The organism is Streptomyces sp. NPDC056160 (assembly GCF_042268205.1).
Taxonomy (GTDB): domain Bacteria; phylum Actinomycetota; class Actinomycetes; order Streptomycetales; family Streptomycetaceae; genus Streptomyces.
In genome coordinates, this window is sequence record NZ_JBHJUW010000067.1 from 1 (window position 1) to 20,633 (window position 20,633).

A 20,633-nucleotide genomic window follows, 5' to 3' on the forward strand; every position below is an offset into this window, starting at 1 on the left:
ATCGACCGGACCACCTACAAGGCCACCATCAGCATCAACATGCTCACAACCGACCCTTGACACGGCCCAGACCGCCCTAACTGAACGGCGTTGCCTCTAGACCTCTACACCTCTGGGCCCCTGGTTCTCTGCGCCCCTCAGCCCCTCCTGGCGGACGGCCGGCCCTACGGGTCCTTGCGCAGCCGCCGGTCCAGGGCCATCGACAGCTCCGCGTCCACCACGCTCTTCGCCAAGGGGCGCAGCCGGTGGAGGTCCTCCTCGGGGGCGTGGCGGGTGATCAGGTCGGTGAAGAGGTCCGCCAGTGCCTCGGCGTGCTGCCGGACGCGGTGGCCGGCGTCGAGCACCTCGGCGAGTGGGATGCCCTCGCGGACCAGGGCGGCGGAGACGTCCAGCAGGCGGCGGCTGATGTGGACGATCTCGTCGCCGTCGGTGCCGAGGTAGCCGAGGTTCATGGCGGCGGCCAGGTTCTCGGCGGTGACCTCGCCCGCGAAGTGGTCGGCGAGTTCCTCGGGGGTGAGGCGGACCGGGGTCTCCTCGGTCGGGGCGCCGACGCCGAGGAGGTCGCCGACGTCGCGGCCGTGGTCGAAGGCCTCGGCGAGTTCGGCGATGCCGCTCAGGGTGTGGCCGCGTTCCAGCAGCGCCGTGATGGTGCGCAGGCGGGCCAGATGGTGGTCGTCGTACCAGGCGATGCGGCCCTCGCGGCGGGGCGGCGGTATGAGCTTGCGTTCGCGGTAGAAGCGCAGGGTGCGCACGGTGATGCCGGCCAGTCGGGCCAGTTCCTCCATACGGTATTCGCGCGGGCCCGCGCCCTGTCCGTCGCGTCGTCCAGCGTCGTCTGCCACACCGGAAGCCTATGTCGTACCGCCGGTAACTTTCCCCGGCCCGACCCCTACCGCTCGGTACGCGCCTCCTCTACGCTCCCCATTGCGCCAGTGTTCACTGGCAGAGTTGCTGGGAGCCGGTACGCGAGTCATGGAGGGCGCTCAATGGCCGAGCACGAGTACGAGCACGTACGGGTGGCGGTGATCGGGTCCGGGTTCGGCGGGCTGGGCGCCGCCGTGCGGCTGCGCCGGGAGGGGATCACCGACTTCGTCGTCCTGGAGCGCGCGGACAGCGTCGGCGGCACCTGGCGCGACAACAGCTACCCCGGGTGCGCCTGCGACGTGCCCTCCCACCTCTACTCCTTCTCCTTCGCGCCCAACCCCGAATGGCCGCGCACCTTCTCCGGGCAGCGGCACATCCGCGCCTACCTGGAGCACGTGGCCGACGTCTTCGGGCTCCGTCCGCACCTCCGCTTCGGGGCCGAGGTCGAGAAGACGGCCTGGAACGCCGAGCGGCTGTGCTGGGACATCGAGACCACCGGCGGGAGGTTCCGCGCCGACGTCGTGGTCTCCGCGACCGGCCCGCTGTCCGACCCGAAGGTCCCCGACATCCCGGGCCTGGACACCTTCCCGGGCAAGGTCTTCCACTCCGCCCGCTGGGACCACGACTACGACCTGGCGGGCAAGCGGGTCGCCGTGATCGGCACCGGCGCCTCCGCCATCCAGATCGTGCCCTCGATCCAGCCCGAGGTGGCCCGCCTGACCCTCTTCCAGCGCACCCCGCCGTGGGTGATGCCCCGCGTCGACCGCGCGATCAGCGGCCTGGAGCGCTCGCTGCACCGGGCGGTGCCGGCCACCGGCCGGCTGCGCCGCGGAATGCTGTGGGGCATCCGGGAACTCCAGGTCCAGGCGTTCACCAAGCGCCCCGACGAGCTGGGCTTCGTGGAGCAGCTGGCCAAGCGCAACATGGCCCGCGCAGTCAAGGACCCGGCGCTGCGCGCCAAGCTCACCCCGGACTACCGCATCGGCTGCAAGCGGATCCTGCTGTCCAGCACCTACTACCCGGCGCTCGCCCAGGACAACGTGGACGTGGTGGCCGGCGGCCTCAGCGAGATCCGCGGCTCCACCCTGGTCGCCGCCGACGGCACCGAGGCCGAGGCCGACGCGATCGTCTTCGGCACCGGCTTCCACGTCACCGACATGCCGATCGCCGAGCGGGTCGTCGGCGCGGACGGCCGCACCCTCGCGGAGACCTGGAAGGACGGCATGGCCGCGCTGCGCGGCGCCACCGCGGCCGGCTTCCCGAACTGGATGACGATCATCGGCCCCAACACCGGCCTCGGCAACTCCTCGATGATCCTCATGATCGAGTCCCAGCTGAACTACATGGCCGACTACCTGCGCCAGCTCGACGTCCTCGGCGGCCGGGTCGCGCTGGACGCCCGGCGGAGCGCGGTGGACGGCTGGAACCGCATGGTGCAGGAACGCATGAAGCGCACCGTGTGGAACACCGGCGGCTGCACCAGCTGGTACCTCGACGCAGGCGGCCGCAACACCACCGTATGGCCGGGTACGACCACCGAGTTCCGGCGTGCCACACGGCGGGTGGACCTCGCGGAGTACGATGTCGTACGGCCGCCCCGGCCCGCCGCCGTCCGGGCCGCGGCCGCCCGGCCCGCCGAGGTGGACGCGTGAGCGGGGCGGTGCGCGCATCCTCCGCCGCCGGCGCCCCACCGGCCCCCGCCCGCCACCTCACCGCGGTCTCCGCCGACGGCGCCCGCCTGCACGTCGAGGTGCACGGGCCCGAGGGCGCCCCCGCGGTCGTCCTCGCCCACGGCTGGACCTGCTCCACCGCCTTCTGGGCCGCGCAGATCCGCGAACTGGCCGCCGATCACCGGGTCATCGCCTACGACCAGCGCGGCCACGGACGCAGCGCGGCGAACCCGGCGTGCAGCACGCGGGCGCTCGCCGACGACCTGGAGGCCGTGCTCGCCGCCACCCTCGCGCCCGGCGAGAAGGCGGTGGTCGCGGGCCACTCCATGGGCGGGATGACGGTGATGGCCGCGGCCGGCCGGTCCGGCTTCCGGGAACACGCGGCGGCCGTCCTGCTGTGCAGCACGGGCAGTTCACGGCTGGTCGACGAGTCGACCCTCCTGCCGATCAGGGCCGGCCGGCTGCGCACCCGGCTGACCCGGCGCGTCCTCGGCTCCCGTGCGCCGCTCGGCCCCGTCACGCCACTCGCGCTGCGGATCCTCAAGTACGGGACGCTGGGGCCCGGTTCGGCGGCGCACGTGGTCGAGGCGTGCGCGCGGATCGTGCACGCCTGCCCGCGCCGGGTGCGCCACGCCTGGTCGCAGGTGCTCGACACGCTCGATCTCGACGACGGCGTACGGCAGTTGCGCGTGCCGGCCGCGGTCCTCGCGGGCACCTGCGACCGGCTGACCCCGCCGGTGCACGCGCGGGCGCTGGCGGCGGCGCTGCCGGACTGCGTCGGTCTGACCGAGCTGCCCGGGATCGGCCACATGACCCCCATGGAGGCGCCCGAGCAGGTCACCGGGAAGATCCGGGACCTCGTCACCGCCCACATACCCGCGCACGGGCACGGGCACGACATCACCGATGACAGCGACAGCGACAGCGGTAGCGACTTCGACAGCGACAACGACGCCGACGTCGACAACGACGCCGCACGGATCGGGGAGGACGCATGAGCAAGGTCAGCCTGGAAGGACAGGTCGCGGTCGTCACGGGGGCCGCGCGCGGCGTCGGTGAGCTGCTCGCCCGCAAGCTGTCCGCGCGCGGCGCGAAGGTCGCGCTGGTCGGTCTGGAGCCGGACGTCCTCAAGCAGGTCGCGGAGCGGCTGCACGGTGAGAGCGCCCACTGGTACGCCGACGTCACCGACCACGAGGCGATGGCCCGGGTCGCGGCGGAGGTCCAGGAGCACTTCGGCCGGGTCGACATCGTGGTCGCCAACGCGGGGGTGGCCACCGGCGGTCCGTTCGCCGCCTCCGACCCGGAGTCCTGGCGGCGGGTGATCGAGGTCAACCTCATCGGATCGGCGGTCACCGGCCGTGTGTTCCTGCCCGCGCTGAGCGTGAGCCGGGGCTACCTGCTCCAGATCGCCTCGCTCGCCGCGATCACCCCGGCGCCGATGATGACGGCGTACTGCGCCTCCAAGTCCGGGGTGGAGGCGTACGCGCACAGTCTGCGCGCCGAAGTCGGCCACCAGGGCGTGCGGGTGGGCGTGGCCTACCTGTCGTGGACCGACACCGACATGGTGCGCGGGGCCGACCAGGACGACGTCATGCGGGAGTTGCGCCAGCGACTGCCGTGGCCGTCCAACAAGACCTATCCGCTGGGGCCGGCCGTGGACCGGATCGTGGACGGCATCGAGCGGCGCGCCGCCCACGTGTACGGGCAGTGGTGGCTGCGCGGGATGCAGGGGGTGCGCGGGTACCTGCCCGGCGTCATCGGGGCCGTGGGGCAGCGGGAGGTGCGGCGGTTCGCGGACCGGCTGGCGGGGATGCGGATCGGGCTCGTCGGGGCGGGCGGAGCCGCCGACGAACAGCACCGGACGACCTCGGTCACGCATCGTCACTGATCGACATGCACAGGGTCACCGCCCGTGTGAATCTGGTCGAGGTCGATCCCCGCACCGACGTGGGGATCCCCCTCATCCACACGGGAGTTGAACCAGCATGGGTATGAAGGACAAGTTCCAGGAGCAGTCCGAGAAGGCGCGGCAGCAGGGCCAGGAGCGCGTGCAGCAGGGCCGCGAGAAGGCCGGCCGGCGCGAGGGCCAGCCGTCCGAGCGTGCGCGTCAGGGCGCTGAGCGTGGGCGTCAGCACATCGATGACGCGCACGACGACATGGAGGACCGCCTCAACGAGGACTACGACCGGTAACCGGTTCTCGGCCGAGAACCGTTGCTGAGCTGTGGGGTGCCCTGCCCTGTGTGCCGGGGCACCCCACGTTCACGACCACGCCACCGCCCGCGGTGGCGCGTCAGCCGTTGTGCGGGGGCAGCTTCGGGCGGGCCAGGTCGGGGACGTCGCCGTAGTCCGGCGGGGACGCGGCCGGGTGGGACTCGAGGAGCCGCAGGGCCAGTTCGATGGCGTCGTCCATCCCGACGTGGCGGCCCTCGGCCCAGTCCAGCGGGGTGCGCAGGGCCTCGACGTCGGGCGAGACGCCGTGGTTCTCCACGGACCAGCCGTACGCGTCGAACCAGGCCGCGTTCATCGGCACCGTGATGACCGTGCCGTCGCCCAGGCGGTGCCTGCCGGTCATGCCGACCACACCGCCCCAGGTGCGCTGGCCGACCACCGGGCCGAGCCCGAGCAGTTTGAAGGCGGCCGTGATCATGTCCCCGTCGGAGGAGGTCGCCTCGTCGGCGAGGGCGACGATGGGGCCGCGGGGCGCGTTCGAGGTGTACGAGACCGGCTGGGCGTCCCGCGTCAGGTCCCAGCCCAGGATGGTCCGGGTCAGTTTCTCGATGACGAGTTCGCTGATGTTGCCGCCCGCGTTGCCGCGCACGTCCACGATGAGCGCGGGCCGGGACATCTCCATGCGCACGTCGCGGTTGAACTGCGCCCAGCCGGAGCCGCCCAGGTCGGGGATGTGCAGGTAGCCGCACCTGCCCTCGCTCAGTTCATGGGTGACGGCACGGCGTTTGGTCACCCAGTCCTGGTAGCGCAGCGGCCGGTCGTCGATCAGGGGGACGACCGCGACCCGGCGCGCGGGCCCCTCGCCCCCGGCGGGCGAGAACGTCAGCTCCACGGTCGTACCGCCGGAGCCGGCCAGCAGCGGCCAGGGCCCCGCCACCGGATCGACCGGGCGGCCGTCGACGTGGGTCAGGACGGAGCCCTCGCGGATGCCCGTGCCGGCCAGCGGCGAGCGGGCGCGTGAGTCGGAGGAGTCGCCGGGCAGGATGCGCCTGACCACCCAGCCGGCGTCGCGGCGCACCAGGTCGGCGCCGAGCAGTCCCTGCCAGCGCTGGTAGTGCGCGGGGCCCTCGTTGCGGCGGGCCGCGGCGACGTAGGCGTGGGAGGTGCCCAGTTCGCCGAGGACCTCGCGCAGCAGGTCGGCGAACTCGTCGGGGGAGGCGACCCGTTCGACCAGCGGCCGGTACTGGGCGAGGACGCCGTCCCAGTCGATGCCGCACATCCGCGGCTCCCAGAAGTAGGCGCGGATCAGGCGCCCGGCCTCCTCGTACGCCTCGCGCCACTCGGCGCCGGGGTCGACGACGTGCATGACGCGGCGCAGGTCGATCCAGGTCGTGGTGTCGCTGTCGCCCAGCTCGGTGGCGGGGACGGCGCGCAGGTCGCCCTCGTCGACCACGACGAGCCGGGTGCCGTCGCCGCTGACCGCGAACCAGTCGAGGTGGCCGACGAGTTCGGACTTCTTCGCCTTGCCGAGGGTGAAGTACTCCAGGGTGGGCCTGCCGGTCATGTCGTCCGGGTTGGCGAACGTCTCCCCGAGCGCGCCGGAGATCGGCCAGCGCAGCCAGACCAGGCCGCCGCCCGCGACCGGGGCGAGCGCGGAGTACTTGGAGGCGGTGACGGGGAACGGGGTGACCCGGTTCTCCAGGCCCTCCACCTCCACCGTGACGGCGCCGGGCTCGCCGCTCTCCTCGTCCTCGACGGGGTCGAGCCCGCCCGCGGCCGGCCGGCCCTCGGGGTTGAGCGCGAAGGGGGAGGGCGTGGCGGAGGAGAGCGGGACCAGGTAGGGCTTGCAGCCGAGCGGGAAGGACAGGTCGCCGGTGTGCACGTCGTACACCGGGTCGAAGCCGCGCCAGGACAGGAAGGCCAGGTAGCGGCCGTCCCGGGTGAAGACGGGGTTCTCGTCCTCGAAGCGGCCGTTGGTGACGTCGACGACGTGCCGGTCCTTGATCCGCGCCATCTTGATCTGCCGCAGGGTCCGGCCGATGCCGGGGTGCGACCAGGTGAGCCACGCGCCGTCCGGGGAGAAGGCGAGGTCGCGCACGGGGCCGTTGACCGACCGGACGAGTTCGGTGACGCGCGCGCCGTCGGCCCCGGGTCCGGCCCCGGGCCCGGGCCCGGTGCCTTCCGTGCCGGTCTCCCCGGTGCCGCCGGTGGTCTGCGTGGCCGTGTCGCCGGTGCCGGCCGCACCGGTGTCGCCGGCCGTTGCCGTGCCTGTGTCCCCGGTGGGTCCCGTACTGGTGTCCCCGACTGTTTCCGTACCGGTGTCCCCGGCCGTTTCGGTACCCGTGTCCCCGGCCGTTTCGGTACCCGTGCCCCCGGCCGTTTCGGTACCCGTGTCCCCGGTGGTTTCCGAGCCGTCCTCCTCCCGTACGTCGAGCAGCAGCAGCCGTCCGTCGTGCGAGGCCAGGGCGAGCCTTTCGCCCTCCGGGTCGGAGACCATCTCCAGCACCCGGCCCAGTTCCCCCGAGGCGAGCCGGCGGGGCGGGCGGGCGCCCGTGGCACGGGGCAGGTGGGCGATCTCCACGGCGTCGTCGCCGTCGGCGTCGGTGACGTAGGCGATCCGGCCGCTCGCGCCGAGCATCTCCGGGAGCCGGACGCGGACGCCAGGGGTGTCGGTGAGGGTGCGCGCGGGGCCGTCGCGGTGCGTGAGCCAGTACAGGGAGCCGCGGACCACGACGGCGCTGGCCCGGCCGGTCTCGTCGACGGAGAGGCCGTCCAGGTTCTGGGCGGCGGGCACCGGGTAGCGGCGGCGGCCCGCGCGCGGGCCGCTGAGCCGGACGTCCAGCCGGTGCGGGGCGGAGTCCGCCCGGAGGTCGTCGACGATCCACAGCTCGCCCGCGCACTGGTACACCACGCGGGTGCCGTCGCTCGCCGCGTGGCGGGCGTAGAAGGCGTCGTGGTCGGTGTGCCGGCGCAGGTCGCAGCCGTCGTACGCGCAGGAGTAGAGGTTGCCCACGCCCTCGTGGTCGGAGAGGAAGGCGATCCGGCCGCCGACGAACATGGGGCAGGCAAGGTGGCCGCGGATGTCGGGGAGGATGCGCTGCCCGTGCAGCCAGAGCCGGCCCGTGGCGCCGCCCCGGTAGCGCTTCCAGGAGGCGGGTTCGTGCGGCGGGGTGCCGGTCAGGAGCAGGCTCCTGCGCTCGCCGTCCAGTTCGGCGGCCTGGATGTCGGAGACCGGCCCCCAGGGCAGTTTGCGGCCGGGGGAGCCGTCGGTGGCGACCTTGTAGGCCCAGGTGAAGTAGGAGAACGGCTCGCCGTGCGAGGTGACGGCGAGGATCTCGCTGTGCCCGTCCTCCTCGGGCGGCGACCAGCCGCACACCTGGGTGTCGGAGCTGCCCCAGTACGAGAGCTGGCGGGCCGGCCCGCCGTCCACCGGGACGAGGTGGATCTCGGGGGCGAGGCTGCGCCAGCTGGTGTAGGCGATGTGGCGGCCGTCGGGGGAGAAGCGCGGGTGGCCGGTCTTGGTGCGGTCCACGGTGAGCCGCCAGGCCCGGCCCGCTCCGTCGAGCGGTGCCAGCCAGAGGTCGTCCTCGGCCACGAAGCACAGCAGATCGCCGCTGAGGTGCGGCAGGCGCAGATAGCTCACCTCCTCAATGCTTCGCCGGGGGACCCGTGCCAGCAACCGGAGCACCTTGTGCGGACCCGACTCGTACAGACCCGACTTATGCGGACCCGACTTATGCGGACCCGACTTATGCGGACCCGACTTATGCGGACCCGACTTATGCGGACCCGACTTATGCGGACCCGACAGGAGTGACCGAGCGCACGTACGAAACTGTTTCGTTTCGATGGGCGCGTGCGCTACATTCGTGTCGTACGAAACCGTGTGGCGCGGAAAGCGGGAAGGCGGACGGCATGGCGGAGGCAGCCAAGGGTGCGGCGGCAGCCGCTCCAGTGGAGCCGGTGCCCGCACCGGGGGCACGCCGGAGCCGGATCACGCCCGAACGCGAGGCCGAGCTGTACGAGGCCGTGCTCGACCTGCTCCGCGAGGTCGGCTACGACGCCCTCACCATGGACGCCGTGGCCGCCCGCACCCGTTCCAGCAAGGCCACGCTCTACCGCCAGTGGGGCGGCAAGGCCGAACTGGTCGTCCGTGCCGTCCGGCACGGCAAACCCGGGAAACTGGAGGGCACCGACACCGGATCGCTCCGCGGTGACCTGCACGAACTGATGAGCCGCGAGGACGACTGCACCATGGAGCAGAACTCCGCGCTGATGCGCGGCCTGGCCATGGCGATGCACTCCAACCCGGACCTCAGACTGGCCTTCCGGGAACAGCTCGTCGAACCGGAGATGGCCGAGTTCCGCAAGCTGGTGCAGCGCGCCGTCGACCGGGGCGAGATCCGCCCGGACTGCCCGGCGCTCGACTTCGTGGTGCACATGCTGGCCGGCGGCTTCGTCGTCCGGGCACTGATCGAGAACCAGCCGCCGACCCAGGCGTTCCTGCGTTCGTACATCGACGCCGTGGTGCTCCCCGCCCTCGGCGCCCCCACCTCCTCCTGACGCCCCTCCCCGGCACCCACCTCCCCAGCAAGCCCACCCTCTGACGTCACCGCTCACGTCGTCGGGCTGATGACCCCTGCCCTGATCCACCCCACGACCTGACCGGGAGTACGCCCACGTGGCCACGTTCCTGTACAAACTAGGACGCCTCGCCTTCAGGCGACGGCACTTCGTCGCCCTGATATGGGTGGCGCTGCTGACGCTCGCCGGTGTCGGCGCCGCCTCCGCGCCCCCTGCGGGCAACACCTCCTTCTCCATCCCCGGCACCGAGGCGCAGAAGGCCTTCGACCTGCTGGAACAGCGCTTCCCCGGCGCGAGCGCCGACGGCGCGACCGCCCGCGTGGTGTTCAAGGCGCCCGGCGGGCAGAAGATGACGGACGCCGGCAACAAGGCGACCGTCCAGAAGACCGTCAAGGAGCTGTCCGACGGCTCCGAGGTCGCCTCCGTCGCCGACCCCTACACCGGGCACGCCGTCAGCAAGGACGGCACCGTCGCCTACACGTCGGTGAAGTACAAGGTCTCCGGCATGGAGCTGGAGGACTCCTCCCGCACCGCGCTCAAGGACGCTGCGCAGCACGCACGGGACGCCGGGCTGACCGTGGAGATCGGCGGTGACGCGCTCAGCGCCGCGCCCGAGACCGGCGCCACCGAGGTCATCGGCATCGCCATCGCGGCCGTCGTCCTCGTCATCACCTTCGGCTCCCTGCTGGCCGCAGGGCTCCCGCTGCTGACCGCGATCATCGGCGTCGGCATCGGCGTCTCCTCGGTCACCGCGCTCGCCAGCGCCCTCGACCTGGGCACCACCACCTCGACCCTGGCCTCGATGATCGGCCTCGCCGTCGGCATCGACTACGCGCTGTTCATCGTCTCCCGCTACCGGGGCGAACTGGCCGAGGGCCACTCCCGCGAGGAGGCCGCGGGCCGGGCCACCGGCACCGCCGGCTCCGCGGTGGTCTTCGCCGGGCTCACCGTCGTCATCGCCCTGGTCGGCCTGTCCGTCGTCAACATCCCGATGCTGACGAAGATGGGCATCGCCGCGGCCGGCACGGTCGTCATCGCCGTCCTCATCGCGCTGACCATGATCCCCGCGCTGCTCGGCTACGCGGGCCGCAAGGTCAAGCCGGCCGGTGAGAAGAGCAGGCTGCTGGGCGGCGGCCGGGCCGCGAAGAAGCCCGCCCGGACGAACATGGGCACCCGCTGGGCGAGCTTCGTGGTCCGCCGCCCCGTCGCCGTGCTGCTGCTCGGCGTGGTCGGCCTCGGCGCCGCCGCCGTACCGGCCGCCTCCCTCGAACTGGGCCTGCCGGACGACGGCTCCCAGCCCGTCTCCACCACCCAGCGCCGCGCCTACGACCTCCTCTCCGAGGGTTTCGGGCCCGGCTTCAACGGGCCGCTGATGGTCGTCGTCGACGCGAAGAAGAGTGCCGACCCGAAGGCCGCCTTCACGCAGGTGACCGACGACATCAAGGGCCTCAAGGACGTCGTGACGGTCACTCCGGCCCAGCCCAACAAGGCCGGCGACACCGCGACCATCACCGTCGTCCCGAACTCCAAGCCGTCCTCCACCACCACCGAGGACCTGGTGCACGCCATTCGCGACGCGGGCAGCGGCATCAAGGACAAGACGGACGCCGAAGTGCTCGTCACCGGCTCCACGGCGATGAACATCGACGTCTCGCAGAAGCTGAACGACGCCCTCTTCCCGTACCTGGCCCTCGTCGTCGGCCTGGCCTTCCTGCTGCTGATCGTGGTCTTCCGCTCGGTCCTGGTCCCGCTGAAGGCGGCGCTCGGCTTCCTGCTGTCGGTGATGGCGGCGCTCGGCGCGGTCGTCGCGGTCTTCCAGTGGGGCTGGCTGTCCGGCCTGATGGGCGTGGAGGAGACCGGCCCGGTCATGTCGATGATGCCGATCTTCATGGTGGGCGTCGTCTTCGGCCTTGCGATGGACTACGAGGTCTTCCTCGTGACCCGGATGCGTGAGGCGTACGTCCACGGCGAGAAGCCGAGCCAGGCCGTCGTGACCGGCTTCCGGCACGGCGCGCGGGTCGTCACGGCCGCCGCGGTCATCATGATCGCCGTCTTCTCCGGGTTCATCGGCTCCAGCGAGTCGATGATCAAGATGATCGGCTTCGGTCTCGCGATCGCCGTGTTCTTCGACGCGTTCATCGTGCGCATGGCCATCGTCCCGGCGGTCCTCGCCCTGCTGGGCCGCAGGGCCTGGTGGCTGCCGGCGTGGCTGGACCGCGCCCTGCCCAACGTGGACGTGGAGGGCGAGGGCCTGCGCGCCCACGACGCCCGGCGCCCGGACCCGGACGAGGACAGGGAACCGGCCCTGGCCTGACCGACCGGACACGAGGACGAGGGCGCGGCTCCTGCGGGGGCCGCGCCCTTTCCGTTCTGTCCGGTGTCTGTCGCGTGCTGTCCGGGCCGTCCCCGGCGTTGTACGGGTAGGGCTGCGACCGGAGGTGGGACGTGAACGAGGGTGTGGACGAGGCCGGTTGGGACGTCGAACCCGGCGACGAGATCGAACCGGTGGTGCAGGCGGTGGGGCGCCTGCTGAGGGTGTGCCGGGAGTCGGCGGGCATGCGCCCCGCGGACCTGGCGGAGGTCACGGGCTACGGCGAGGACATGATCCGCAAGATGGAGCACGGGACGCGGATCCCCCGCCCGGAGTTCCTGGACCGCGCGGACCAGGTACTACGGGCGCAGGGGCATCTGCGGGCTTTCATGGAGGACATGCGGAAGGCGCGGTATCCGAAGAAGGTGCGCCAGCTGAAGGGGCTGGAGGACAGGGCCGTGGAGATGTTGCTCTACAGCAACCACAACATCCATGGTCTGCTGCAGACACCGGAGTACGCGCGGACCCTGTTCGAGATGACCCAGCCCGCGCTGCCCGAAAGCGTGATAGTGCGGGAGACTGCTGCCCGTGCGGCACGCAAGGGTGTCTTCGAGCGGGACCCCGCCCCCACGCTGGCGTTCATCCAGGAGCAGGTGACGTTGGAACGCCCCTACGGCGGAGAGGCGGTGCTGAGACGCCAGCTCCAACACCTCCTGGAGCTGATTCAGTTGCGGCATGTCACGCTTCAAGTAATGCCGACCGATCGGGAGGATCACGCGGGAACCCAGGGCCTGATCGAGGTTCTCAAGTTCGCTGACGGCACTGCGATCGGTCGCTCCGAGGGCGCCTTCAACGGGCGTCCGGTAGAGCATCCCAGGGACCTTCGCATCCTGGAATTGCGCTATAGCATGATCAGGGCGCAGGCTCTCACCCCAAGGGAGTCGCAAGCCTTCATCGAGCAAGCGCTGGGGAGACTATGAGCACGCCGCAACTCCACTGGTTCAAGAGCAGTTACAGCAGCAGTGGTGAGCCGGGCGACTGCGTCGAGGTCGCCACCACGGCTGCCGCTGTCCACGTCCGTGACTCCAAGCGTCCGGAGACGTCGCGTCTGGCTGTCGGCCGTAATCCCTGGGTCAGCTTCATCGCCTACGTCGTCGAGTGACCATCGCTCAGTAAGCGCTGGAGGAGACTATGAGCACTCCGGAACTCCACTGGTTCAAGAGCAGCTACAGCGACAGCAACGAACCCGGCGACTGCGTCGAGGTCGCCACCACGCCTGCTGCTGTCCACGTCCGTGACTCCAAGCGTCCGGAGTCCTCGCGTCTCGCAGTCGCCCCCGCTTCCTGGGCGGACTTCGTCGCGTACGTCGGTGAATGACTTCGTGCGGGGCGTGGTGCGCGAGCGCACTTCGTGACGCCGCTGGTCACCGCGGCCGTCCTGCTCGCCGCGGTCACCCACGCCTGCTGGAACGCGCTCGCGCACCGCATCCCCGACAAGCTCGTCGGCTTCACGCTGATCTCCGGCGGCGGGCTGCTCATCGGCGCGGCCCTGGCACCGTTCACCGCGGTCCCGGCGGCGGGCGCGTGGCCCTACCTCGGCATATCGGCGGTCCTGCACATCGTCTACTACGCGCTGCTGATGACGTCCTTCCGGCTCGGTGACTTCGGGCAGGCCTACCCCATCGCCCGGGGCACCGCCCCGCTCGTCGTCACGGTCCTGGCCGCCGTCTTCGCGCACGAGGTGCCGGACCTGTGGGTGACCGCGGGCGTCGCGCTGTCCTGCGCGGGGCTGACCGGCGTCGCGCTGTGGGGGCTGCGCGGGCGGCGCCCGGACTGGACCGCGGTCGGCGCCGCCCTCGCGACCGGGCTGTCCATCGCCGCGTACACGGTCGTCGACGGTCTGGGCGTACGGGCCTCCGGGACGTCCCTCGGCTACATCGCCTGGCTCATGGCGATCCAGGGCGTGGTCATCCCGGCGTACGCCGTCGCGCGCCGGCGCCGCCGGACGGCCGCGCTGCTGCGCCCGTACGCCGCCCTCGGCCTGCTCGGCGCCGTCCTGTCCGTGACCGCGTACGGCCTGGTGCTCTGGGCCCAGACCAGGGCCGACCTCGCGCCCGTCTCGGCGCTGCGCGAGTCCTCCATCCTCGTCGGCGCGGCCATCGGCGCCCTCTTCTTCAAGGAACGCTTCGGCGCGCCGCGGATCGCCGCCGCCGGCCTGCTCGTCGTCGGCATCGGCCTCATGCTGCACGCCGGTTAGGGACCGCTCCCCGGCAGGCACTGGTGCTGCACGCCGGTCGCGGAGGGAGCACCCTGGAAGGAGGTGTTCCCGGAGGTGATGGCCATGTTGAAGACAGCCGTGGGATGGCATGTGGAGATGGAGTTCGAGGAGGACGGCCAGCACACGCGGGCGGTGGCGTTGGTCCGCCTGCCCGACGGCAGCGAGGTCAGGGCACACGGCCGGGCCAGCCGGCACCGCACCGACTCCGACCAGCCGCGCGTCGGCGAGGAGATCGCCGGGGCACGCGCCCTCAACGAACTCGCCATGCAGCTCCTCACCAAGGCGCACGAGGAGATCGACGGCGCGTCGGGCCGCACGTCCTCGCCCATCCACGTCTGAGCCCGGACGAGCCGGGGCGTGCCGGGGGCGTCAGGCCTGCCGCGCCGCCGCGGTCCGCACCGCCCGTACGAGGGCCTGGGCCCGCGGGTCCGCCGTCACGCCGCTACGGAAGCCGTTGGTGACGTAGCCGAAGGCGATGCCCGCCTCCGGGTCGGCGAAGCCGAGGGCGCCGCCGCGGCCCGGGTGGCCGAAGGAGCCGGGGCCGAGCAGCGGGGACGCGCCGCCGTGCAGCATGTACCCGAGACCGAACCGGGTGCCCACCACCAGCACCCGGTCCGGGCCCGCGGACCGCTCCGCGCGGGCCAGTTCCACCGTCCCGGGCGTGAACAGGCGCCTGCCGCCGTCGACCTCGCCGATCAGCGCGGCGTAGAAGCGGGCCAGGCCGTCGGCCGTGGCGATGCCGTTCGAGGCGGGCAGGACCGCCGCGCGGAAGGCGGCGTCGTTCTCGTCGGGCAGCGGGGTGATCGCGGCGAACGCCCGCCGGGTGAGCGAGGCGGGGTCGGCGTACGCCTCGGCCACCGACCGCTTGGGCCGGACGCGCAGCCCGCCGCCCGTGGGGCCCGGCGCCTCGACGGGCCCGACTCGGCCCACGCGCCCGGCCTCGCTCCCGGGCAGCCCGACCCACAGGTCCGCTCCCACCGGTCCGGCGATCTCGCGCGCGATCCAGGCACCGATCGGCTCGCCCGTCACCCGCCGCACCAGTTCGCCGGTCAGCCAGCTGTACGTCTGCGGGTGGTAGCCGTGGTCCGTGCCCGGCTCCCACACCGGCGCCTGGGCCGCGACCGCCTGGGCGCCCGGCTCCGGGTCGAGGGCCTCGGCGGGTGTGAGCGGCCGGTCCAGGACCGGTACGCCCGCGCGGTGGGCGAGGAGGTGCCACACCAGGGCCCTCTCCTTGCCCGCCGCCTTGAACTCCGGCCAGTACGCCCCCACCGGTGCGTCCAGGTCCAGTTCCCCGCGCTGGTGCAGCAGCAGGAGTACGGCCGCGGCGACGCCCTTCGTCGCGGAGCGCACGATCTGCGCGGTGCCGTGTTCCCAGGGCGCCGCGGCCCCGGCACCGGTGGTCGCACCGTCCGTGCCGGTCCTACCGTCCGTGCCGTCGACGTCGCGCCTCCCGGCCCACAGGTCGACGACCTTGTGCCCGTCCCGGTACACGGCGAGGGCCGCGCCCCGCTCGCCGCGCGCGGTGAAGTTCTCCGCGAACGCTTCCCGGACCGGTTCGAAGCCCTCGGCCACCGCACCGTCCACGTCCACGTCCACGCCCGCACTCCTGCCACTCATCACTCGTATCCGTCCGCCGCCTGCGACAGTGAGTGCAACACAGACCTGACGCCTGCGATTCCTCGGGTCACGCGCCGGTCGTCACCGAGCGCGGGTCGAAGCCGAAGGGGAGTTCCAGACGGTTGGCGCGCATCAGCGCCTCGTCGGAGAGGAGCGCGCCGGTCGGGCCGTCCGCCGCGATCACCCCGTCGCTGAGGATCAGCGAGCGCGGGCACAGTTCGAGGGCGTAGGGCAGGTCGTGCGTGACCATGAGGACGGTGACGTCCAACGCGCGCAGCACGTCGGCCAGCTCGCGCCGGGAGGCCGGGTCCAGGTTGGAGGACGGCTCGTCCAGGACCAGGATCTCCGGCTCCATGGCGAGCACCGTGGCCACGGCGACCCGGCGGCGCTGGCCGAAGGAGAGGTGGTGCGGCGGCCGGTCGGCGAAGCCGGCCATGCCGACCCGCTCCAGGGCCGTGCGCACCCGCCGCTCCAGCTCGGGCCCCTTCAGCCCGGCAGCCGCCGGACCGAACGCCACGTCCTCGCGCACGGTCGGCATGAAGAGCTGGTCGTCCGGGTCCTGGAAGACGATGCCGACCTTCTGCCGGATCTCGGTCATGTGCTGTTTGCCGACCGGCAGCCCGGCCACCGTCACCGTGCCCGCGCCGCCGCCGAGGATGCCGTTGAGGTGCAGGACGAGGGTGGTCTTCCCGGCGCCGTTCGGGCCGAGCAGCGCCACCCGTTCACCGCGCGCGACGCTGAAGTCCACGCCGAACAGGGCCTGGTGGCCGTCGGGATAGGCGAAGGCGAGGCCGGAGACCTCCAGGGAAGGCGCAGTCATAGCGTCCATCCCAGCACACAGACGACGAGCGCCGCACCGGGCAGGGCGAGCGCGTACGACCACTGCGCCCGGGAGGCGGTCACCTCGTCGATGACCGGCATGGAACCGGCGTAGCCGCGGCTCACCATGGCCAGGTGGACGCGCTCCCCGCGCTCGTAGGAGCGGATGAACAGGGCGCCCGCGGACTTGCCGAGCACGCCCCAGTGGCGCACGCCGCGCGCCTCGAAGCCGCGGGAGGCACGGGCGATGCGCATGCGGCGCATCTCGTCGGTGATCACGTCGCCGTAGCGGATCATGAAGGAGGCGATCTGCACCAGCAGCGGCGGGAGTTTCAGGCGTTGCAGGCCCAGCAGCAGTTCCCGCAGCTCCGTCGTGCTCGCCAGCAGGACGGAGGCGGCGACGCCGAGGGTGCCCTTGGCGAGCACGTTCCAGGCGCCCCACAGGCCGTTCACGCTGAGCGAGAGCCCGAGGACGTGCGTGCGCTCGCCCTCGGCCACGAACGGCATCAGCACCGCGAACGCCACGAACGGGACCTCGATCAGCAGCCGCTTGAGCAGGAAACCGGCCGGCACCCGGGCCACCGCCGCCGTGGCGGCCAGCAGCACGGCGTACAGCGCGAACGCCCACACGGCCTCGCGCGGGGTGGACACGACGACCACCACGAACGCGAACGCCGCGGCGAGCTTGGTGTGCGGCGGCAGTCCGTGCACGGGGGAGTCCCCGGCCCGGTACAGCCGGTGCGCGTGACCCGCTCCCATGTCAGGCCGAGGCCTGGGAGGAGGCGGTCTCCGGGCCTGCCGTACGCCGCCTGCGGACGATCCAGAAGACACCGCTGCCGACGACGACGGTGACGCCGACGCCGATCACGCCCGCGAGCCCGCCGGACAGCCGTGCGTCGGAGATGTCCTTGACGCCGTAGTCGGCGAGCGGGGAGTTCGCGGAGGAGTGCGCCTCCTCCTTCTTGTCGATGCCCTTGTCGTGGGCGACCTTCTCCAGCCCGTCGGGGCTCGCTGAGGCGTAGAAGCTGACGAACCCGGCGAGGACCAGGGAGGTGACCAGGCCGGTGATCCACAGCTTGCGGTGGGACCGGGCGGCGGCGGGGGCCGGGGCCGGCGCGGGGGCCGGGGCGTCGACCAGTTCGCCGTTCACGCGCAGCTTCAGGCGCTGCTCCAGGCCGCGCGCCCCGTACACCAGGTCCGGGCGTACGGCGATGACGGCGCCGACGGTGAGCGCGGTGATCGCGGCCTCGCCGATGCCGATGAGGACGTGCACGCCGATCATCGCGGTGGCGACCTTGCCGATCGCCACGTCCGTGGTCCCGCCGGCGGCGTAGATCAGGGTGAAGGCGACGGCGGCGGCCGGGACGGAGACGAGCGCGGCCACGAAGGAGGCGACCGTGACGGAGCGGCGGCGGCGCGGCAGCACCTTCACCAGGCCGCGGAAGACGGCGTACGCCACGACCGTGGTGACGATCGCCATGTCGGTGATGTTGACGCCGAGGGCGGTCAGCCCGCCGTCGGCGAAGAGGATGCCCTGCATGAGCAGGACGACGGAGACGCACAGGACCCCGGTACAGGGGCCCACGAGTATCGCCGCGAGCGCTCCGCCGAGGAGGTGGCCGCTGGTGCCGGCCGCGACGGGGAAGTTGAGCATCTGCACCGCGAAGATGAACGCGGCGACCAGCCCCGCCAGCGGCGCGGTCCGCTCGTCGAGTTCGCGGCGCGCGCCCCGCAGGCTCACCGCCACGGCACCGGCGGCGATCACTCCGGTCACGGCGGAGGTGGGGGCGTTGATGAATCCGTCAGGCACATGCACCGTTCGATGATAGTGGCGTGTTGCGAACTCTTTGCAAGAGAGAGGAGGGCGGCATCTGCCTGGGATGTGCTCCCGTGCGGAGCGGGAACGGACCAACAGGCATAAATCAGAAAATATGGGACATTTGAGACTGAGTTGATAAATGCCTTACGCAGCCGCCACTGAGTGTGAGGGGCCGTCCGATGTCTGTAGTCGAACAGTACGCGCGAGCCCGTATCGTCACCGAGGACGATCAGCGGGACGAACACTGCTCCGTCCCGGTCCTGCTGCGCCACGACACCGAGGACGACCCGCGCTCGGTCCGGATCGCACTGCCCGGCTTCCGGGAGTGGACTTTCCCCCGGTCGCTGCTCGAACAGGGACTGCGGGCCCCGGCCGGCACCGGTGAGGTGCGGGTGTGGCCGTGCGGCCGGGTGCAGACCGTGGTGGAGTTCCACTTGGCGCGGGGCGTCGCGGTGGTGCAGTTCGAGACCAAGTCGCTGCTCAGGTTCCTGCGGCGGACGTACACCGCCGTGCCGGCCACGGAGATGGTCCACCGGTAGGGCCCGGCAGGGCCCCGTCGCACTCCCTCGCGCGGTAGGGCCCGGCAGGGCCCCGTCGCACTCCCTCGCGCCGGGGTCAGGCGCCCTTCTTCAGCAGTGCCGCCACGATGGGGCCCGCCGTGTCGCCGCCGTGGCCGCCCGCCTGCACGACGCCCGCCGCCGCGAGGTCGCCGCGGTAGGCGGTGAACCAGCCGTTCGGCTTCTTCTGCCCGTCGACCTCGGCGGAGCCCGTCTTCGCCCCGTAGTCCGGACCGAGTCCGGCCATGGCTTGGGCGGCCGTGCCCGAGGAGGCGGTGTACGCCATCAGCTCCCGCAGCTGGGACAGGGTGGAGGCGGACAGGGTGCGCGAGGCCGAGGCCGTCTTGCGGTGGTCGACGGAGGGGGAGACCAGGTAGGGCTGGTGGAAGGTGCCCGCCTTGACCGTCGCGGCCACCGACGCCATGTTCAGCGGGTTCATCCGGACCCCGCCCTGGCCGATGAGCGAGGCCGCCTTCTGGGCGGCCGACTGCACCGGCACCGCGCCGTCGAAGGACGGCACCCCGATCGCCCAGTCGTCCCGCGCCAGGCCGAACACGTCCTGGGCCTGCCGGGTCAGGTCGTCGTCCTTCAGCTTGCCCGCCTGGCTGATGAAGGCCGTGTTGCAGGAGCGCGCGAAGCTCGCCTTGAACGTGCCGCCCTTGATCTCGAAGTCGTCGTCGTTGTGGAACTTCCAGCCGCCGTAGGTGAACGTCTTCGGGCACGGGTGTGCCTTGTCCGCGGACGCCAGTCCCTTGTCGATCAGCAGCGAGGAGGTGATGACCTTCATCGTGGAGCCGGGCGCCAGGGACCCCTGGAGCGCGGTGTCGAAGCCGTGTCCGCTGTTCGCCGCCGCGAGGATCTCCCCCGTGGAGGGGCGCAGCACCACGACCGAGGCGCGGTCGCGTCCGGCCACCTCGTGTTCGGCGGCCGACTGGAGCGACGGGTTCAGCGTCGTGTGCACGGTGCCCGGGGTGCCCTTGCTCAGTTCGGCGAGGGTCTTGTCGGACAGTCCGGCCTTCTTCGACGCCTTGCCGCGCGCCACGCGCAGTTCGATGCCGGCCCTGCCTCCCGCCGTCTTCCCGTACTTCGCGCGCAGCCCGTCCAGGACCGAGCCCAGCGACGGGTACGCCGCCGTGGTGATCGCGCCGCCGTCCCGGTCGAGGGCCCTGACCGGCGGCGTGCCGGACTCCCCGGTGACCAGGGTGTCGCCGTCCTTCAGGTCGGGGTGGACGAGCGCGGCGTGCCAGTCGACGACCGGGGCGCCGTCGGCCGCCCGGCGTACGACGGTCAGCGCACTGTCGTAGGCCAGCGGCCTGCTCACGCCCTTGTACGCGATCGTCGCCTTCACGGAGAACGGGACCTTGCCGCCGCTCGGGGTGCCCTCGGTCAGGGTGAGGCCCGTCAGGTGCGCGTCCTTGGCGTAGCCGGCCAGCAGCGCGGTGGCCGCCGCGGAGTCGCTGGTCGAGGCCGCCGCCTGGGCCGTCCTGCCCTGCTGCCAGGCCGTCAGGAACCTCCCGGCCGTGGTCTGCGTCTCCAGGGCCGTCACCGGGCCGGTCCTGACCTTCTTCTGGGTGGCGGCGGACGCGGTCCTGCCCTCCGCCTCGGCGCCGCCGCCGGAGAGCGTGTAGGCACCGACCGCGACACCGCCGACGACCACGGCGATCACCCCGCCGACCACGGCGGGTCTCGTCCTCCGTCGCTCGGCGACGCGCCTTCTCTTGCCCACTGCCGTCCGTCCTCCGCGCTCCCGGTCTCCCGCTGCCGTCGTCCAGGTCCTCGTCCCCGCGGATGTCCCGCGCGGCCGCGCCGCACGGACCGACGACGCCCACCACCCTAGGGGCCCGGCCCCGGGGGATGGCCGTCACGAGCCGTCCGTAGCCAACCTGCGACATACGGCGCTCCGGCGCACGCGGGGCGGTGCAGTGGAGGTGCGCGCCCCTTCCG

At 72.3% G+C, this 20,633-nt stretch carries 19 protein-coding genes; 12 read left to right on the top strand and 7 right to left on the bottom strand.

From position 1 onward, the window contains the following. Nucleotides 1-164: 164 nt before the first annotated feature. Entirely contained in the window at nt 165-785 is a 621-nt protein-coding gene (locus ACFC02_RS23835) for a MerR family transcriptional regulator (RefSeq protein ID WP_360978095.1), read from the bottom strand. 201 nt (nt 786-986) lie between these two features. Between ACFC02_RS23835 and ACFC02_RS23840 the strand changes: the two genes are divergently transcribed. The 4 genes from ACFC02_RS23840 to ACFC02_RS23855 all read left to right on the top strand — a co-directional run bounded on the left by ACFC02_RS23840 (nt 987) and on the right by ACFC02_RS23855 (nt 4,726). Beyond that, entirely contained in the window at nt 987-2,516 is a 1,530-nt protein-coding gene (locus tag ACFC02_RS23840) for a flavin-containing monooxygenase (protein WP_376360779.1), read from the top strand. Further along, nucleotides 2,513-3,532: an alpha/beta fold hydrolase gene (locus tag ACFC02_RS23845; RefSeq protein ID WP_376360782.1), complete on the top strand. Its 1,020-nt coding sequence runs from the start codon at nt 2,513-2,515 to the stop codon at nt 3,530-3,532. The genes ACFC02_RS23840 and ACFC02_RS23845 overlap by 4 nt, the downstream gene beginning before the upstream one ends. Beyond that, nucleotides 3,529-4,422, top strand: coding sequence for an SDR family oxidoreductase (locus ACFC02_RS23850; protein WP_376360785.1), 894 nt, complete (start codon nt 3,529-3,531; stop codon nt 4,420-4,422). The genes ACFC02_RS23845 and ACFC02_RS23850 overlap by 4 nt, the downstream gene beginning before the upstream one ends. 97 nt (nt 4,423-4,519) lie before the next feature. Continuing rightward, nucleotides 4,520-4,726: a hypothetical protein gene (locus tag ACFC02_RS23855; RefSeq protein WP_376360787.1), complete on the top strand. Its 207-nt coding sequence runs from the start codon at nt 4,520-4,522 to the stop codon at nt 4,724-4,726. A 100-nt stretch (nt 4,727-4,826) separates the two neighbouring features. Here ACFC02_RS23855 and ACFC02_RS23860 read toward each other — a convergent pair whose 3' ends face one another. Beyond that, the gene (locus tag ACFC02_RS23860) at nt 4,827-8,348 is read right to left on the bottom strand and encodes a S41 family peptidase (protein ID WP_376360790.1); all 3,522 of its coding nucleotides are present in this window, start codon (nt 8,346-8,348) and stop codon (nt 4,827-4,829) included. A 272-nt stretch (nt 8,349-8,620) separates the two neighbouring features. Here ACFC02_RS23860 and ACFC02_RS23865 point away from each other — a divergent pair, with 272 nt between their 5' ends. The 7 genes from ACFC02_RS23865 (at nt 8,621) to ACFC02_RS23895 (ending at nt 14,216) form a co-directional block, all read left to right on the top strand. Beyond that, complete coding sequence (locus ACFC02_RS23865; RefSeq protein ID WP_376360793.1) at nt 8,621-9,268, top strand: TetR/AcrR family transcriptional regulator; 648 nt, start codon at nt 8,621-8,623, stop codon at nt 9,266-9,268. 118 nt (nt 9,269-9,386) lie between these two features. Continuing rightward, nucleotides 9,387-11,603 carry an MMPL family transporter gene (locus tag ACFC02_RS23870; RefSeq protein WP_376360796.1) on the top strand — a complete coding sequence of 739 codons (2,217 nt, stop codon included), beginning with the start codon at nt 9,387-9,389 and terminating at the stop codon, nt 11,601-11,603. 131 nt (nt 11,604-11,734) lie between these two features. Beyond that, nucleotides 11,735-12,580, top strand: coding sequence for a helix-turn-helix domain-containing protein (locus ACFC02_RS23875; RefSeq protein ID WP_376360798.1), 846 nt, complete (start codon nt 11,735-11,737; stop codon nt 12,578-12,580). After that, complete coding sequence (locus ACFC02_RS23880; RefSeq protein ID WP_376360801.1) at nt 12,577-12,762, top strand: DUF397 domain-containing protein; 186 nt, start codon at nt 12,577-12,579, stop codon at nt 12,760-12,762. The genes ACFC02_RS23875 and ACFC02_RS23880 overlap by 4 nt, the downstream gene beginning before the upstream one ends. 29 nt (nt 12,763-12,791) lie before the next feature. Next, nucleotides 12,792-12,977, top strand: a complete 186-nt coding sequence (locus ACFC02_RS23885) for a DUF397 domain-containing protein (RefSeq protein ID WP_376360803.1) — start codon at nt 12,792-12,794, stop codon at nt 12,975-12,977. 33 nt (nt 12,978-13,010) lie between these two features. After that, nucleotides 13,011-13,856: an EamA family transporter gene (locus tag ACFC02_RS23890; protein ID WP_376360806.1), complete on the top strand. Its 846-nt coding sequence runs from the start codon at nt 13,011-13,013 to the stop codon at nt 13,854-13,856. Nucleotides 13,857-13,940: 84 nt separating this feature from the next. Continuing rightward, nucleotides 13,941-14,216 carry a DUF1876 domain-containing protein gene (locus ACFC02_RS23895; RefSeq protein ID WP_376360809.1) on the top strand — a complete coding sequence of 92 codons (276 nt, stop codon included), beginning with the start codon at nt 13,941-13,943 and terminating at the stop codon, nt 14,214-14,216. A gap of 30 nt (nt 14,217-14,246) precedes the next feature. Here ACFC02_RS23895 and ACFC02_RS23900 read toward each other — a convergent pair whose 3' ends face one another. The 4 genes from ACFC02_RS23900 to ACFC02_RS23915 all read right to left on the bottom strand — a co-directional run bounded on the left by ACFC02_RS23900 (nt 14,247) and on the right by ACFC02_RS23915 (nt 18,129). After that, nucleotides 14,247-15,494 (bottom strand): serine hydrolase domain-containing protein, encoded by a 1,248-nt coding sequence (locus tag ACFC02_RS23900; RefSeq protein ID WP_376360812.1) that lies wholly within the window; start codon nt 15,492-15,494, stop codon nt 14,247-14,249. Between the two features lie 67 nt (nt 15,495-15,561). Further along, nucleotides 15,562-16,314, bottom strand: coding sequence for an energy-coupling factor ABC transporter ATP-binding protein (locus ACFC02_RS23905; protein ID WP_376360815.1), 753 nt, complete (start codon nt 16,312-16,314; stop codon nt 15,562-15,564). Then, a complete protein-coding gene (cbiQ, locus tag ACFC02_RS23910; protein ID WP_360977961.1) occupies nt 16,311-17,072 on the bottom strand; it encodes a cobalt ECF transporter T component CbiQ in 762 nt (253 codons plus the stop codon). Before cbiQ ends, ACFC02_RS23905 begins: the two co-directional genes overlap by 4 nt. 1 nt (nt 17,073) lies before the next feature. Continuing rightward, nucleotides 17,074-18,129 (bottom strand): energy-coupling factor ABC transporter permease, encoded by a 1,056-nt coding sequence (locus tag ACFC02_RS23915; protein ID WP_376360819.1) that lies wholly within the window; start codon nt 18,127-18,129, stop codon nt 17,074-17,076. 182 nt (nt 18,130-18,311) lie between these two features. Between ACFC02_RS23915 and ACFC02_RS23920 the strand changes: the two genes are divergently transcribed. Further along, nucleotides 18,312-18,671: an SsgA family sporulation/cell division regulator gene (locus ACFC02_RS23920; RefSeq protein WP_376360822.1), complete on the top strand. Its 360-nt coding sequence runs from the start codon at nt 18,312-18,314 to the stop codon at nt 18,669-18,671. A 76-nt stretch (nt 18,672-18,747) separates the two neighbouring features. Here the strand turns inward: ACFC02_RS23920 and ACFC02_RS23925 are convergent, their stop codons facing one another. After that, nucleotides 18,748-20,415 (bottom strand): penicillin-binding transpeptidase domain-containing protein, encoded by a 1,668-nt coding sequence (locus ACFC02_RS23925; RefSeq protein ID WP_376360825.1) that lies wholly within the window; start codon nt 20,413-20,415, stop codon nt 18,748-18,750. Nucleotides 20,416-20,633 lie beyond the last annotated feature (218 nt).